The organism is Micromonospora sp. CA-111912 (assembly GCF_050948415.1).
Classification (GTDB): Bacteria; Actinomycetota; Actinomycetes; order Mycobacteriales; family Micromonosporaceae; genus Micromonospora.
The window spans coordinates 5,966,060-5,979,700 of sequence record NZ_CP192007.1; the positions used below are offsets into that span (position 1 = coordinate 5,966,060).

Annotated in this window: 14 protein-coding genes; 9 read left to right on the forward strand and 5 right to left on the reverse strand. The window is 71.1% G+C overall.

The window, feature by feature from the left end; all coding sequences use genetic code 11:
- The first annotated feature begins 189 nt into the window (after positions 1 to 189).
- From ACQPZO_RS24990 to ACQPZO_RS25005, 4 genes are all read left to right on the forward strand, one after another.
- On the forward strand, positions 190 to 849 hold the full coding sequence (locus ACQPZO_RS24990; protein WP_433344404.1) for a hypothetical protein: 660 nt from the start codon (positions 190 to 192) through the stop codon (positions 847 to 849).
- Between the two features lie 11 nt (positions 850 to 860).
- A complete protein-coding gene (locus ACQPZO_RS24995) occupies positions 861 to 1,916 on the forward strand; it encodes a hypothetical protein (RefSeq protein ID WP_433344405.1) in 1,056 nt (351 codons plus the stop codon).
- A gap of 214 nt (positions 1,917 to 2,130) precedes the next feature.
- Positions 2,131 to 2,628, forward strand: coding sequence for a SigE family RNA polymerase sigma factor (locus ACQPZO_RS25000; protein WP_433344406.1), 498 nt, complete (start codon positions 2,131 to 2,133; stop codon positions 2,626 to 2,628).
- Positions 2,625 to 3,530, forward strand: coding sequence for a hypothetical protein (locus ACQPZO_RS25005; protein ID WP_433344407.1), 906 nt, complete (start codon positions 2,625 to 2,627; stop codon positions 3,528 to 3,530). The genes ACQPZO_RS25000 and ACQPZO_RS25005 overlap by 4 nt, the downstream gene beginning before the upstream one ends.
- A gap of 98 nt (positions 3,531 to 3,628) precedes the next feature.
- On the opposite strand, the gene ACQPZO_RS25010 is transcribed toward ACQPZO_RS25005, so the two are convergent.
- From ACQPZO_RS25010 to ACQPZO_RS25025, 4 genes are all read right to left on the reverse strand, one after another.
- Complete coding sequence (locus ACQPZO_RS25010; RefSeq protein ID WP_433344408.1) at positions 3,629 to 4,219, reverse strand: DinB family protein; 591 nt, start codon at positions 4,217 to 4,219, stop codon at positions 3,629 to 3,631.
- Between the two features lie 149 nt (positions 4,220 to 4,368).
- The gene (locus tag ACQPZO_RS25015; protein ID WP_433344409.1) at positions 4,369 to 5,127 is read right to left on the reverse strand and encodes a methyltransferase domain-containing protein; all 759 of its coding nucleotides are present in this window, start codon (positions 5,125 to 5,127) and stop codon (positions 4,369 to 4,371) included.
- 648 nt (positions 5,128 to 5,775) lie between these two features.
- On the reverse strand, positions 5,776 to 5,973 hold the full coding sequence (locus ACQPZO_RS25020) for a DUF397 domain-containing protein (RefSeq protein WP_433344410.1): 198 nt from the start codon (positions 5,971 to 5,973) through the stop codon (positions 5,776 to 5,778).
- Positions 5,966 to 6,799 carry a helix-turn-helix domain-containing protein gene (locus ACQPZO_RS25025; RefSeq protein ID WP_433344411.1) on the reverse strand — a complete coding sequence of 278 codons (834 nt, stop codon included), beginning with the start codon at positions 6,797 to 6,799 and terminating at the stop codon, positions 5,966 to 5,968. The genes ACQPZO_RS25020 and ACQPZO_RS25025 overlap by 8 nt, the downstream gene beginning before the upstream one ends.
- Positions 6,800 to 7,373: 574 nt before the next feature.
- On the opposite strand from ACQPZO_RS25025, the gene ACQPZO_RS25030 reads away from it, so the two are divergent.
- From ACQPZO_RS25030 to ACQPZO_RS25040, 3 genes are all read left to right on the forward strand, one after another.
- Complete coding sequence (locus ACQPZO_RS25030) at positions 7,374 to 7,541, forward strand: hypothetical protein (protein ID WP_433344412.1); 168 nt, start codon at positions 7,374 to 7,376, stop codon at positions 7,539 to 7,541.
- Complete coding sequence (locus ACQPZO_RS25035; protein ID WP_433344413.1) at positions 7,528 to 8,730, forward strand: helix-turn-helix domain-containing protein; 1,203 nt, start codon at positions 7,528 to 7,530, stop codon at positions 8,728 to 8,730. The genes ACQPZO_RS25030 and ACQPZO_RS25035 overlap by 14 nt, the downstream gene beginning before the upstream one ends.
- A gap of 107 nt (positions 8,731 to 8,837) precedes the next feature.
- Entirely contained in the window at positions 8,838 to 9,206 is a 369-nt protein-coding gene (locus ACQPZO_RS25040; protein ID WP_433344414.1) for a hypothetical protein, read from the forward strand.
- Positions 9,207 to 9,320: 114 nt separating this feature from the next.
- Here ACQPZO_RS25040 and ACQPZO_RS25045 read toward each other — a convergent pair whose 3' ends face one another.
- On the reverse strand, positions 9,321 to 11,063 hold the full coding sequence (locus ACQPZO_RS25045) for a glycoside hydrolase family 6 protein (protein WP_433344415.1): 1,743 nt from the start codon (positions 11,061 to 11,063) through the stop codon (positions 9,321 to 9,323).
- Between the two features lie 589 nt (positions 11,064 to 11,652).
- On the opposite strand from ACQPZO_RS25045, the gene ACQPZO_RS25050 reads away from it, so the two are divergent.
- Positions 11,653 to 12,858, forward strand: coding sequence for a hypothetical protein (locus tag ACQPZO_RS25050; RefSeq protein ID WP_433344416.1), 1,206 nt, complete (start codon positions 11,653 to 11,655; stop codon positions 12,856 to 12,858).
- A 1-nt stretch (position 12,859) separates the two neighbouring features.
- Positions 12,860 to 13,585: a class F sortase gene (locus ACQPZO_RS25055; RefSeq protein ID WP_433344417.1), complete on the forward strand. Its 726-nt coding sequence runs from the start codon at positions 12,860 to 12,862 to the stop codon at positions 13,583 to 13,585.
- Positions 13,586 to 13,641: the final 56 nt, after the last annotated feature.

Sequence of the window (13,641 nt, forward strand, 5' to 3'; positions counted from 1 at the left end):
GTCAAGTTTTCGCCGGGAGCAGCCCTGTGGGCCGGGTCATCCCACTGCCCGGGAACCGGACGCCGAGGCGCAGCGCGCCCGGAACCGCCCGTGCCGCGTCCCGATACCCGTGATCACCCAGGAAATTCCCCCGGATCGGGATTGGCGATCAGTAGCCAGAGGGAATACCGGAGGGACGAAGGAGGAGCCATGTCGCCCACGCAGGTAATCGTCATAGTTCTCGTCGTGCTGGTGGTCGTCGCGGCGCTGGCCGTCGTACTCCGGCAGGTCGCCCGCCGCCGCGCGCTGCAATCCCGGTTCGGCCCCGAGTACGACCGGGTGGTCGCGGAGCAGGACAGCCGCTCGGCCGCCGAGCGGGAGCTGCGGGACCGGGAACGCCGGCACGCCGAGCTGACCCTCACCCCGCTGACCCCCGAGTCCCGGGCCCGCTACGCCGCCGCGTGGGAGGAACTCCAGGTCCGCTTCGTCGACTCCCCCGCCGAGACGGTGAGCGACGCCGACGAACTGGTCGGCCGGCTCGTCGCCGAGCGCGGCTACCCGACCGGCGAGTTCGACGACCAGGCCGCCCACCTGTCGGTCGAGCACGCCCGGACGCTGTCGCACTACCGGGACGCGCACGAGATCCGGCTGCGCAACGAGCGCGGCGAGGCGGGCACCGAGGAACTGCGGCAGGCCGTCGTCCACTACCGGGCGCTCTTCGCCGACCTGCTCGGCGAGGATCCGGTGGGCAGCCGGGCGCCGGAGCAGGGCCAGCCGGAACACGTGCCCGGGCACCAGCCGGTCGCCACGCCCGAGCAGCGGGCCGATGCCACGCCCGCCGACCGTCCGCACGACGCCACGAGCCGTTGAGGAGAGCCACGATGCGCCAGGAGCAGCAGACCAGCAGCGACCACCCGGAGGCCGTCCGATCCGCGCCGGTGCCGGTCCCGCCCCCGGGCGACCGGCCCGCCGAGGCCGGCCACCACCGGGACCGCGACGCCGACGGCCGGGTCGACCTGCCCGAGGACGTACTCGACGACCGGGGCACCTTCGACGACCCGGCCGTAACCGGGGAACGGGACGGCGAGCACGGGACGGACCGGCAGGGCGAGCGCCGCCGGGACGCCGACGACCTGGACGACACCCGCCCGTACGACGTGCGGGACGCCGACCCCGACCGGGCACCCGAGTTCCACGAGCCGGCACCCCTGCCCACCGCGTTCGGGGCGACCACGGTGGGCGACGCGGTGGCCGCCTCGGCCATGGCCAGCGGCCGTCCGGAAGACGAGCGGGACCCGCGCGGCGAGGACACCGCCCAGCCCGGCGACGGCGCACCGGGGCGCACCGACGCGTTCGACGCCGAGCGCGCCGACCCGACCGCCGGGGACAGGTTGCACGACCGGGACCGCTGGGAGGCCGCCGAGGCGGCCGGCGGGCCCGACGACGCGCGGCACCCGGGCGACCGGCACGCGGGCGACGCCGAGGCCGACCGGGCCGACGAGCGCCACGGGGCGGACCGCAGCCGCGAGGACGCGGTGGTCGCCGGCGCCGCCGGGTACGGCCGGCCCGAGCCGGGCATGACCGACCCGGACGCCGCCACCTCGGACGCCGCCGAGGCGGGCGCTCTCGGCGCGGCCACGGCCCGGCCGGCGGGCGGCGCGATGCACGAGGACGCCACCGACCTCTTCGAGCCGGAGGCCGCCCAGGCCTTCCGGGACCGCTGGCGCGACGTCCAGCTCCGCTTCGTCGACGACCCGAAGGCCGCCGCCGGTCAGGCCCAGTCACTGGTGGACGAGGCCATCCAGGCGCTCGCCGCCGCGCTCGCCGAGCAGAAGAACAGGCTGGGCGACTGGCAGCAGACCGGCGACGACACCGAGCAGCTCCGGATCGCGGTACGCCGGTACCGCGACTTCCTGGACCGGGTACTCGGCCGCTGACCGCCCTTTCGACGTAGCCCCTCCGCACGCCCCGGCCCACGACGGCCGGGGCGTGCGGCGCGTCCGCCTCTTGCGCTCGAACAGCTTCTCCGGGGCTCTCCGGCGGTGACGGCGTAGCGCGCCCGCCCGCGTTTGTTATTCAAAGCTCGGCTGCGATGCAACCCTGCCGGGAGTGCGCTCCGTCGTGCGAGTGGATGCGATGGGAAGGAGCAGCGTGAAGAAGTCCGAGGAGGACGACTTTCGGGCATTCGTCGGCGCTCGCATGGACCGCTGGCGGCGCGCGGCGTACCTGCTGTGTCATGACTGGCACGGCGCGGACGATCTGGTGTCAATCGTCGTGGGCAAGCTCTACCGGCACTGGCGCAGGGTGACCTCGGCCGACAACCCGGACGCGTACGCCCAGCGGGTGCTGACGAGGTCCTGGCTGGACGAGCGCCGCCGGCCCTGGCGGCGGGAACAGTCGGTGGAGGATCCCCCGGAGACCGGCTGGACGCACCCGGACCGGGCCGACGACCGGGATCAGCTGACGGGGTTGCTGGCGCACCTGGCGCCACGGCAGCGAGCAGTCGTTGTGCTGCGCTTTTACCTCGACCACTCGGTCGAGGACACCGCGGAACTGCTGGGCATCTCCGCGGGAACGGTCAAAAGTCAGTCGGCGCGGGGGCTCGAGACGCTGCGCACCCTGGCGTACTCATCTGGGAGCACTTCATGAATCAGCAGATCTTCGACGAGCACATCGGCACCGCACCGCCGTCGACGGTCGACGTCGACCGGATCATCCAACGCCAGCGGCGCGGAAGCCTGCTGCGCCGCATCGCGGGAGGCGGCTCCGCCTTGGCGGCGACCGGCCTCGCGATCTCGGTCGGCGTCGCCCTGAGCGGGGGCGCCCAGCTTCAGCCTGGGCCGTCGGCGGCGGCTCCCCCCGGATCGGCATCCGCCGCCCCCTCGGCGTCCCCGTCCGCGCCGACCTCGGGTCTACGGCTCGACGCCAGCGATCCGAAGGCGATCCAGCAGACCCTCAACCGGCTGCGGGTGGCACTCGAGACGGCAGTCGCCGGGGCCGCGCCCGACGCCCGATGGATCTACATGCCCGACGTACCAGGTGAGAAGCGCCTCCCGGACGGTCACCCGGCGATGTACGCCGAGCGGAATCCGGTCGGGTGGGCCGCCCGATCTGGTGTGGCCCGCCACGGCGAGAAAGCCGGCTTGTACATGTGGGTCCGGCCGGACAGCTGCGGCTCGCAGGGCGGTGCCGGCCTTGATCCGGGCGGTCAGCTCCCGCGCGGGAGCGGTCCACTGGCCGGCTCCGGCCCGCGCGTCTGCGCAAACGTGCTCGAGTGCGATCACGGCATGAAAGCCGGCACCTGCCAGGCGTCGACGACGGCCGAGGGCCTTGAGGTGGTGGAGACGACCGAGACCAGCCCGGCGAAGAACGGCAAGCAGTACCGCTTCTACCAGGTGCAGGTCAAGCTTCCGCAGGGCTACTACCTGCGCTTGTTGGCGGTAAACTACTTCGGGGGCGACGGCAGCGGGGTCACCAACAAGACTCCGCTGCTGACCAAGGCCGAACTACGCACGGCCGCGACGGCCATCGCCGCCCAAGTCGTCGGCTGACACCCACACAGATGATCCCGGATGGTGTCCTTTCCCTCGCGGGCCTGCGGACACCTTCCGGGATCATCCGCACCAACTGTGCGGACGGGACCGGGCGGTTATCCGAAGCGGTCAGCCAGCTTCGTCAGCTTGGTGACGTACGCCGGCCAGTCGTAGTCGTCGGGGATGTTGGTGCTCTCCCGTCGCAGGCCGATCGCCGTGTCGTGCTGCTCGCGCATGATGTCGGCGTGACCGGCGTGCCGAGCGAGGTCGCAGGTCACGTGGACGATGATCCTCTGCAGCGTCACGGCCTGTCCACCTGGCCGCCACCACGGCACTTGCCCCGGCGCGTCGAGCGGTAGCTGTTCGATCGTCTGATCCGCGAACACACCGACACGGCGATACAGGTCGATCAGCCCATCCTTCGTCTCCTCCTCCCGCGCATACCAGTCCGCCTGCGGATCCTCCTCGAATGCCTGCATGGGGACCAGTTCCTCAGGCGTCGGGAATTCGCGCCCGAAGGTAGGCCCGAAGTAGCCGGCTTCGACATTGAGGCAGTGCTTGACGATTCCCAGAAAGTTGTTGCCGGTCGCGGTGCGGGGCAGTCTGGCTTCGCGTTCGCTCAGCCCGTCGAGCTTCCAGACCAGGTTTTCGCGAATCGCCTGGAGGTAGTGGTGCAGCGCAGCCTTCGCATCGCCCAAGTCAGCCATGCCCGCCAGTCTTCCTCACGCGCCGAGCCATCATGGGGAGGGTCGTCTGCAAGATCAACGCCCGGCTGCACCGGTCGGCATTCTCAGCTCCGGGGCGCGCGTTCGGCCTTCGGCCGGTCAAGCCCTGGCGCGCACGGCGTACGGCGGCGTTAGCGCCGTTCGAGTGTGAGCAGCGCCTCGGACAGCGCGGGCGATGGCGCGCCGGGATCGGCGGATACGGCCTCCTCGATGCTGCGGAGGCCGGCCTCCGCCTCGTCGGGGCCGAGCCGGGCGAAGAACGAGAGAGTGCGCAAGCGCAGCCGTTCGAGCACGTCGGCGCGAGTGCCATCGGACGGAGGGGTGACCATGCCGAATCCGGCAACGCGCCAACCGGCCGCCGTGAACATCGCGATGACCTCGTGCAGCGGCTGGAACAGCGCGGTGTCCACCTCAAGACCGCGAGGGAAGTGGTCCAGCCACCACGGCTCGGGATGATGGTCGTTGAAATTTCCGCGCAGTAGCAGCCGGCCGGCCGGCCTGAGCACCCTGGCCAACTCCCGGGCCGCTCGGGGCTTGTCCTGGACATGGTGCCAGGACAAGAACATGAGCGCGTAGTCGGCGCTGCCGGACGGCACCGGCATGTCCTCGGCAGAGCCTGCCAGGTATTGCACGCCGGGATGCTGGGACTCCGCCTGCGCCACCTCGCGCATGCGGGCCGACGGCTCGATCCCGGTCACCGGCCCGAACACTCGCGCCAGCGCCGGGGTGAACCTGCCGGTTCCTGACCCGACGTCCAGCCCCACCAGCGGACGCCGCTCGGGTAGCGCGGCTGCGAAGGCGCTCATCCAGGCCCCCAACTGCTGCTCGGTGAGCGCGCGGCCGCGCGTGTAGTTCTGGTACTGCTCCCTGTCGTAATCGACCAGCTTCATCGCCGCTCCCTCGTCAGTGGGGCCTAACTGTCCGATGTATCGAGACGATACATCGAGGCGATACGCAGCGTCGCGCGCCGACCCATTGCCCTCCCTGTCGGGCGTGGGCGATCCGATTGACCGCGGATGAGGCTCGGGATCTGGAGCACGAACCGGGCCAAGGCGACCCGTACACCGGGCAGTCGGGCTGCGGGCTGACGAATTCCCCCCGGTCGGGGACCTGCCCTTCGGCCCCTACGGAGCTGCCCCGTCCACGCTCCCACTCCACCGACAGCACAAACGGGGCAGTTCCTGACCGGCTCCACGCTCGCATCGGCAGGAACGGTCCTGGCCACCGATGCAGCGGCAGTCCTGTGAACGTGAGGCGGCCACCGCGTGATCGTCTGTGCGTTGCCGACACAGCCTTCTGATCAGGCGCAACACCCTTACCGGGAAGTTGGCCTTCCATCGCTGCAGAACCCCCGCAGCCGGCCAGTCTCGCCCAACTCGTGCGGGTAGCCGGGATCCGCCGCGCCCCTCAACTGGCGCGGCGGCGGTCGGCCCTTCCAAGAGCACCGCCGGCGCTTCCAGGAGTAGGCAGGTGGGCGGTATGCGGAGCCGCTGATTTGCCGTTGCGGGCCCGGCGGGTGGGCGTGCTGTCGCTGGCGGTCAGCTCAGGGCGTCTTCCCGAACGCTCTGCACGAAGGTCGACCAAGAGGCGGGGGCGAAGGCAAGGGCAGGCCCCGCAACGTCCTTGCTGTCCCGCACGCCGACCACGCCGGGCAGGTTGTCGGCCACCTCCACGCAGGCACCCTCGTTGGCGCTGCGGCTGCTCTTGCGCCAGGAGGCGCCAGCCAGATCACTCATCGTAGCTCTCCTTGATCACCGTGCTTATCAAGTCCTCTGAGGCGCGCTCGTCAAGGGCAAGCCCTCGCAACGTCTGCCAGACGTCTGAGTATGCCTCGATTTCGTTCGGGCGGTCCAGATAGAGGCTTCCCGTCAATGATTCACAGTAGATTGTGGAGGGCTCCGCTGGGCGCGTCCCGACAGGAGGGAAATCTAGCATGATGAATGCTCCGGTGATGGACGCCAGGTGCGGCCCAGCGGCCAGTGGCAGCACTACGAAGCTCACGTTGGCTGCCTGCGATGCGTTCACCAAGTGGGCAAGCTGCCGCCTCCACGCTTCAAGATCCCCAATAGGCCGGCGGATGACCGCCTCATCGATGATCGCCTCGAAACCAGGTGCGGCCGGACTCCGGCGAGTAAGAAGCTTTTGCCGCTCCAGCCGCAGCGCCACCTTCTGTGCCACCTCCTGCGGCGTCCGGCTCTTCTTGGTGGCGAACACCCCCTCCATGTACTCGGGCGACTGCAACAAGCCGGGAATCAGGTTCGGCTCGTAGTGTCGTACCCGGCGGGCAGCCGCTTCGAGTCCTACGTACAGCTCGAACCAAGCGGGGATGACGTCCCCGTAGGCGTGCCACCAGCCCTTGCTCTTGCTCTCCCGGGAGAGGCAGACGAGGACTTCCGTCAGCTCGGTCGACGTGCCGTAGTGCTGGCACATCAGGTTCACGTCGTGGGTCCGTAGCGCGGTCTGGCCGCTCTCCAGTCGGTACATCTTGGCGCGGGACCACTCCAGAGCCTCAGCCGCAGCCTCCAGATTGATGCCCGCTTCCTCGCGCGCCTGTCGCAGCATTCTGCCGAGCTGCCGACGTGGCACAGAAGAAAGTCCAACGTCACTCACATTCAGCCTCGATCCCAGTTGAGCCCGTCTGCTCGTCTCATTCGGCACACCCTGCCGCGCTGGACGGCACGGCGTCAATCAATAGCGCCGAAGTGGGCCTTCAGATATTGCCGAGCGCCCTATCGTCCCCCGACTGTGAGCAGGAGCCATATCGGCACAAGATTTCGGGAGGTCGCGGGTGGGGAAGATCAAATGGTTTCAGCGACAGGGCGAACCGCTGGACGTGGTCGAACGATCGACCTTCTCCCGACGATCCGGCGCGTACCGCGAGCCAGATTCTCCTCCTGAAGACACCGGGCGTCCGGACGCCACGCGCGGGTCCCACCAGGCCGCCAAGGGTCAGCCCCAGGGCAAGGGCCGGCATGAGTAGCCGAAGCCGGCCGGGGACACCGTTCAGCGTCGTCATGGCCGGCTACGTCATCGACTTTCATCACCGCAACGTCTGCTCGAAGTGCGGCGACAATGGATGTCCAAGGCTCGTGCAGGCGCGCAAGACGCTTGAGGCTTGGCAGGAACGGAGGCGGAAATGAGCGACGATGCTCCCGTCGACGACAACAAGGGCGAGCAGATTCAGCAGGCGGAGCGAGAGGCCGCCAGGCGGCGCATCCTCGCGCAGGCCGAGGCGGATCGGATACCGGTCGAGGAGACCACCCGCGCGGTGCCGGACCGGCGGTGGCGTCGTGGAGAGCGGTGACCGGCTGCCGGTCGGCCGCCGAGTGGCGTACTGGCGGGGGCGGCGGAAGCTGTCCCAGCAGGTCTTCGCCGACCGGCTCGGCAAGTCGAAGAGCTGGGTCGACAAGGTCGAGCGCGGCGTCCGGGCCCTCGACAAGGTGTCCACCCTCCAGGCCATCGCCGGCGTCCTGCGGATCGACACCGCCGTGCTGCTCGGCCGGGACGCTCGGCCCGCCGACGTGACCCGGTGCGTCGAGGGCGTGGATCGGATCCGGGCGGCCCTGTCGACGTACGACATCGCCCTGGGCCGGCCGGCGGCACGCGGGCCCGGGTTGCCGGCGGATCGGGTGGCGGGGGACGTCGCGCACGCGTGGACCACCTTCCAGCACGCCCGGTATCCGCAGGTGATCGCGCTGGTGCCGGGCGTGTTGGCCGATGCGCAGCGCTGCCACGCCGACGACCCGATGGCGGGCCGCGCGCTGTTGGTCGAGGCATACCGGGTGACCGCGTCGCTGCTGGTGAAGCTCGGCGAGGCCGACCTGGCGTGGCTGGCCGCCGACCGGGCCATGGCCACTGCGGCCGGCGAGCCGGTGCTGGTGGCCGCCGCAGCCGTGCAACTCGGCCAGGTGCTGCGCGCCTCGGGGCGGGCGCGGGCGGCCATGTCGACGGCGCTCGCCGCCGCGTACCGGATCGCCCCTCCCGACCCGGACGACGCCCGGCCGGCGGAACTGTCGTTGTGCGGGACGCTGCTCGTGCAGGCCGCCCTGGCGGCGGCCCGGCACGGCGACGACCGCGCCACCACGGACCTGATCGGCGAGGCCGCCGAGATGGCGCTGCGGGTGGGCGATGGCCACGACCATCACCGGACCGCGTTCGGGCCGACGGCGGTCGAGCTGGCCCGGGTCGCCGCCGCCGTCGAGCTGGGCGCGGCCCGTGACGCGGTCGCCTGGCACGAGAGGGTCATCGGACGGGACGGCTGGCGGTGGCTGCCCGCCGAGCACCGCGCCGCGCACCTGCTCGACGCCGCCCGCGCCTACCTCCAGGCCGACGACCCGGCCAACGCCGGCCGGGTCCTGGTCGACGCCGAACGCACCGCGCCGGCCGAACTGCGGCACCGCCCGGCCGCCCGGGACGTGGTCGCCCGGGTGGCGCGCGACCCGCACGCCCCGGCCACGATCATTGCGCTCGCCGTCGCCCTCCAGGTGACCTGAGGATGACCGCCTGCCGGTCCCCCGGGTCCTGCGCCGTCGGCATGTCCGGGGCGCTGCGGGGTACGCCGCGGGGATCAGGCAACACCCGGGGACAGGAGGGCAGCAGGATGACCAAGCGCGACCGGAACGCCGGGCGACCGCTGGAGGAGAGCCCCGAGGTGGCAGCGGCGGTGGACGACGAGAGCACAGTGCGGCAGTTGGCGACCGGTGGCGGGGCCGACCGGGACACCCCGTCCTTCGGCGGGCCGGGGGACGTCCCGGAGGGCGCCGGCTCGACCGAGGACCTGCTCGGCGACCCGCACGGCGCGGGCACGGGGGCCGGCGGGGACAACATCCGCACCGGCGCGGAGCAGCCGTGGGAGCCGGAGGACCTGGTGCGGGCCCGGGGCCAGGACGTGACGCCGAAGAACGTCGAGCGGGCCCGCCGCGACCTGGCCGAGCAGGGCCAGGCGGCGGTGGAGAAGACCGTGCCCTGACAGGCCGGGGGCCCCTGGCCCGACCGGTGAACGGTCGGACCAGGGGCCGGGGGAACCTGCCGCTGAGAGTGCCTCACTCCTCGCCAGCGGCGGGCAGGCGTGCCTGGTGGAGCGTCAGAGCGCCGGGTAGGCGTTCTGCATGAGCTGGGCGAACTGCGCCGAGAACCAGGCACCCGAGATCGGGGCGTCCGGCAGGGCGCCGCTCATGCTGTTGCCGTTGCGGGCGTTACCGGTGTAGGTCGGGTCGCACATCCGGTCGAAGCCCTTGCCCTCGTTGTTCGGGATCGCCTTGCTGGAGCCGTCCGACTCGCCCGGGGGCTTCACCCAGACGTAGGCGTCGATGCCGGACTCCGGAGCGGCCTTGGGACGCTCACCGAGGCCCGCGCCGGACTGGTTGCACCAGTTGCCGGCGTGGATCCGCCGGTCGACCCGGCCACCGTTGACGTAGGTGTCGACGCTGGTCAGGGCACCCGGGCCGGTCGGCCGGGCGGTGCCGCCCCAGCCGTTGCGGGAGGTGTCGATCAGCATGCCGATGTTGCTGTTGAAGCCGACCGAGACCAGCTTGGTGCGGAACGCCTGGGCGAACGAGAGCTCGTCGGTGTAGAAGTTCCAGTCGATCCACTTCGACTGCCGCACGGACGTGCCGTTCACGTTATCGGTGATCTTGACGTACGGCTCGTGCAGCGCCGAGTAGTTGGCCGTGTTGACGATGAAGCCGTGCACGTTGTTCACGTTGCTGCCCGAGGCGACGGCGGCGGCCTTGAGCTGGTCGGCGGTCGGGCCGAAGTTGCTGTCCCAGCCGATCCAGCCGTGGTGCGCGGCGTCGATGTAGTTGTAGACGTTGCCGAGCGCGCCCAGCTTCGCCAGGGCGTACCCGACGCCGTTGACGTAGGCGCCGTTGGCCTTGACGGTGTCGCACATGGCCGTGCCGCCCGGGTTGCCGGAGGTGTTGGTCACCAGGTTCGGCAGCGAGTCGATCTCGATGATGTTGATGATCCGCAGGCTGGCGTACTTCGCGTCGCCCTGGATCGCGGCGATCGGGTCGATGTACTCGGCCTTGTACCGGGGCAGGTCGTTCGGGCCCAGCTCACCGTTGGAGGCGAGCGCGGCGCAGTCCCGGCCGGGCAGGTTGTAGACCACGAACTGGATGTACTTGGCACCCTGCCTCAGCGCCTCGTCCAAGTGGGCACGGACGCCCATCGCACCGTTGGAGGTGCTGTCCGGCGTGCCGTTGATCGCGGCGATCCGGTCGATCCAGACGGCGGTCGGGTTGTTCGACACCCGGTTGCCGCCGGCCACCGATTCGGCCTTGGCCTTCCACTCCGGGTTCACGTACCCCTTGGCGTTCAGGTAGGGGTTGTCCACCTTCTCCCCCGGCGGGGGCGTCGTCGGCGGGGGCGTGGTCGGGGGCGGCGTGGTGGGGGGAGTGCTGCCGTTGCAGACCACGCCGTTCAGGGTGAACGAGGTGGGCTTCGGGTTGCTGCCGCTCCACGCGCCGTTGAAACCGATGCTCACGCTGCCGCCACTGGCGATTGAGCCGTTGTACGACTCGTTCGCGGCGGTCACGTTCTGCCCGGCCTGGCTCCACTTGGCCGACCAGCCCTGCTGCACCCGCTGGCTGCTGTTCGGGAAGGTGAACCCGAGGTTCCAGGAGCTGACCGCGTCACCCAGGTTCTTGATGGTGACGCTGGCGGTGAATCCGCCGGCCCAGTCGTTGGTGGTGTAGTCGACGCTGCACTGGGTCGCGGCCTGGGCCGCGGTGACCGGGAGGGTCACCAGGCCGGCGGCGACCAGGACACCCGCACCGGACAGTGCGAGCGCCCGGCGGTGGCCGGACAGTCTCTTCCTCATACTCATGGCACAGATCTCCTTGGGCGTGACCGGACTCGCGGCCCGGCGGAACGGCGCCCGACGTCCTGCAGGGACGATCGGCGGCGCCACGGGGGGATTTTCGGGGTGCCCGACCCGGACGGGCGGTTTTTGGTGGTGGTGCGCGACCGGCGCGAGAAACGGCCGGTCGGGGCGGCGGACGGCGTCCGGTGGGACCGGTGCCCTCGACGTCTGCCTTGTGCGGTGTGGCTCCCCGTACCGCGTGAGGGAAATTCTTGCATGGGAGCGCTTCCATGGCAATGGTTCGATGCTTGTTCGCCCGAGCCCAACAGGACACCCGGAGCAGTGCGGCGTGATGACACCGCTGGAGACAGCCCGGGGCGAGGCGCCCCCGTCCCCCGAAAGGGTGCGCCCCGCGCAGTCGGGCCGCAACCCTTCCCCGGGTCGGCAACGCCCGAGGGGAGCCGACGAAGTGCGCTTGTCGGACCTTCCACCCGAAGGCCGGGAAACTGCAAAAGATGAATCTTTCCTCTTATAGCTCGCGAACCGGTCTAACGTCTTGAGTAGCTCGGCTGACGTCGAGCTCAGGACGAACAGGGATGGAGTGACGCAGGTCATGGCAAACAAGATGCTCGGGAAGGTCGTTGCGGGTGCCGCCCTCGGGGGGGCCTCCCTGCTGGTATTCACGCCAGGGATCGCGTTCGCGGATGGCCACGACGGCGAGTCCCGCGACGGCAAGGTCTACGCCAAGCCGCACGTCGTCAAGGCGGGCGACAAGGTCGAGCTCCTGGAGATCTGCTCGGAGCCGCAGAGGAACGCTTTCGTCTGGTCCAAGGTCACCGGCAAGGTCAAGCTGCACGCGGCCGAGGACGACCGCGGCCAGCACGGCGAGGACGGGGGCAAGCCGGGCGAGGACCACGGCAAGGACGACGGCAAGGACAACGGGGAACACGGCAAGCCCGGCGACGAGCAGGGCAAGGACGACGGCAAGGACAACGGGGAGCACGGCAAGCCCGGCGGGGAGCACGGCAAGCCCGGCGGGGAGCAGGGCAAGCCCGGCGGGGAGCAGGGCAAGGACGACGGCAAGCCGGGCGAGGACCACGGCAAGGACAACGGCAAGCCGGGCGGGGAGCAGGGCAAGCCCGGCGATGAGCAGGGCGGCGAGCACGGCAAGCCCGGTGGGGAGCAGGGCAAGGACGACGGCAAGCCCGGCGAGGAGTCGGGTGGCAAGGGCGGCGGCACCGCCGACCCGTACGGCGAGCAGGACTGGGGCGGCTACGAGCAGGGCCAGAAGGCCGAGAAGGACCACGGCAAGGAGTCCGGGAAGGACCGGTCCGGCGAGGGCTCCAGCTGGGGCCGGGACGAGGAGTCGGGCCACGGCAAGGACTCCGGCCGCGGCAACGACTCGGAGCACGGCAAGGACTACGGCCGCGACAACGACTCCGAATACGGCAAGGACTCCGGCCGCGACAACGACTCCGAATACGGCAAGGACTCCGGCCGCGACAACGACTCGGAGCACGGCAAGGACTCCGGGCGCGGCGAGGACGAGCGGTCCTGGGAGCACAAGAAGGACTTCGTCTACTTCGGCGAGGCCAGGGTTTCCGAGGACGCCGAGCCGGGCCGCCACAAGCTGCACGGCTCCTGCGGCGAGGGCGAGCTGGTCGTGCTTCCGCGCGGCCACGTCGACGGCGGTGACGGCGGCGCGACCACCGGCACCGACCGCGGGATGGCCACCACCGGGGCGGGCATGCTGGGCGCCGCGGCGCTCGGCGGCATCGTGCTGATGCGGCGGCGTCGGGTCAATGGGTCCCTCGTCTGACGTGACGGCGACACCGGCCGGCGGCCGCCACGGGAGACCGTGGCGTGCCGCCGGCGCGGCCGTCGTCGTCACGCTCGCGATGGTCGGTGCCGGCCTGGTGGGCGCCTCGCTGCGCAGCACGCCCGAGCCCGCACCCCGCCCACCTCAGCCGCTGTCCCAGACCGGCGCGGACGGCCGCACCGCCGCCGGCCCCGGCGGGAACGGCGTCGACCAGCCCACCGATCCCGACATCGGGTCGGCCGCCGAGGGACAGCCGGTGGCCGGGCTGGGCCGGGCCACGCCGACCACCATCGCCATCCCCCGGATCGGGGTCGACGCCCCGATCATGACGCTGGGCACCAACCCCGACGGCACCGTCCAGGTCCCGCCGCTGGAGCAGGCCCTGAGCGCGGGCTGGTACTCCCCGGGGCCGAGCCCCGGCGAGACCGGCAACGCGGTGGTCGTCGGGCACGTCGACTCGGCGAAGGTCGGCGGTCCCGCCGTCTTCTTCTCACTCGGCGCGCTCCAGCCGGGCGACGCCATCACGGTGTCGCGGGACGACGGCAGCCAGGCCGCCTTCACCGTCGACGAGGTGAAGTCGTACCCGAAGAAGGCCTTTCCCACCGAGCTGGTGTACGGCCCGAACGACCGGGCCAGCCTGCGGGTCGTCACCTGCGGCGGGCAGTTCGACAAGAACGCGGGCAGCTACCTGGACAACGTCGTCGTCTTCGCGACGATGACCGGCTGAGAAGTGGGGACGGGCGGCCCCCGGAACGCACCACGGCCGGTCGGGGACACCGACCG

Bases quoted from the DNA above. Each gene is read 5' to 3' on its own strand.
- ACQPZO_RS24990 (WP_433344404.1), top strand. From the start codon at position 190: ATGTCGCCCACGCAGGTAATCGTCATAGTTCTCGTCGTGCTGGTGGTC.
- ACQPZO_RS24995 (WP_433344405.1), top strand. From the start codon at position 861: ATGCGCCAGGAGCAGCAGACCAGCAGCGACCACCCGGAGGCCGTCCGA.
- ACQPZO_RS25005 (WP_433344407.1), top strand. From the start codon at position 2,625: ATGAATCAGCAGATCTTCGACGAGCACATCGGCACCGCACCGCCGTCG.
- ACQPZO_RS25010 (WP_433344408.1), bottom strand. From the start codon at position 4,219: ATGGCTGACTTGGGCGATGCGAAGGCTGCGCTGCACCACTACCTCCAG.
- ACQPZO_RS25015 (WP_433344409.1), bottom strand. From the start codon at position 5,127: ATGAAGCTGGTCGATTACGACAGGGAGCAGTACCAGAACTACACGCGC.
- ACQPZO_RS25020 (WP_433344410.1), bottom strand. From the start codon at position 5,973: ATGAGTGATCTGGCTGGCGCCTCCTGGCGCAAGAGCAGCCGCAGCGCC.
- ACQPZO_RS25025 (WP_433344411.1), bottom strand. From the start codon at position 6,799: ATGCTGCGACAGGCGCGCGAGGAAGCGGGCATCAATCTGGAGGCTGCG.
- ACQPZO_RS25030 (WP_433344412.1), top strand. From the start codon at position 7,374: ATGAGCGACGATGCTCCCGTCGACGACAACAAGGGCGAGCAGATTCAG.
- ACQPZO_RS25040 (WP_433344414.1), top strand. From the start codon at position 8,838: ATGACCAAGCGCGACCGGAACGCCGGGCGACCGCTGGAGGAGAGCCCC.
- ACQPZO_RS25045 (WP_433344415.1), bottom strand. From the start codon at position 11,063: ATGAGTATGAGGAAGAGACTGTCCGGCCACCGCCGGGCGCTCGCACTG.
- ACQPZO_RS25050 (WP_433344416.1), top strand. From the start codon at position 11,653: ATGGCAAACAAGATGCTCGGGAAGGTCGTTGCGGGTGCCGCCCTCGGG.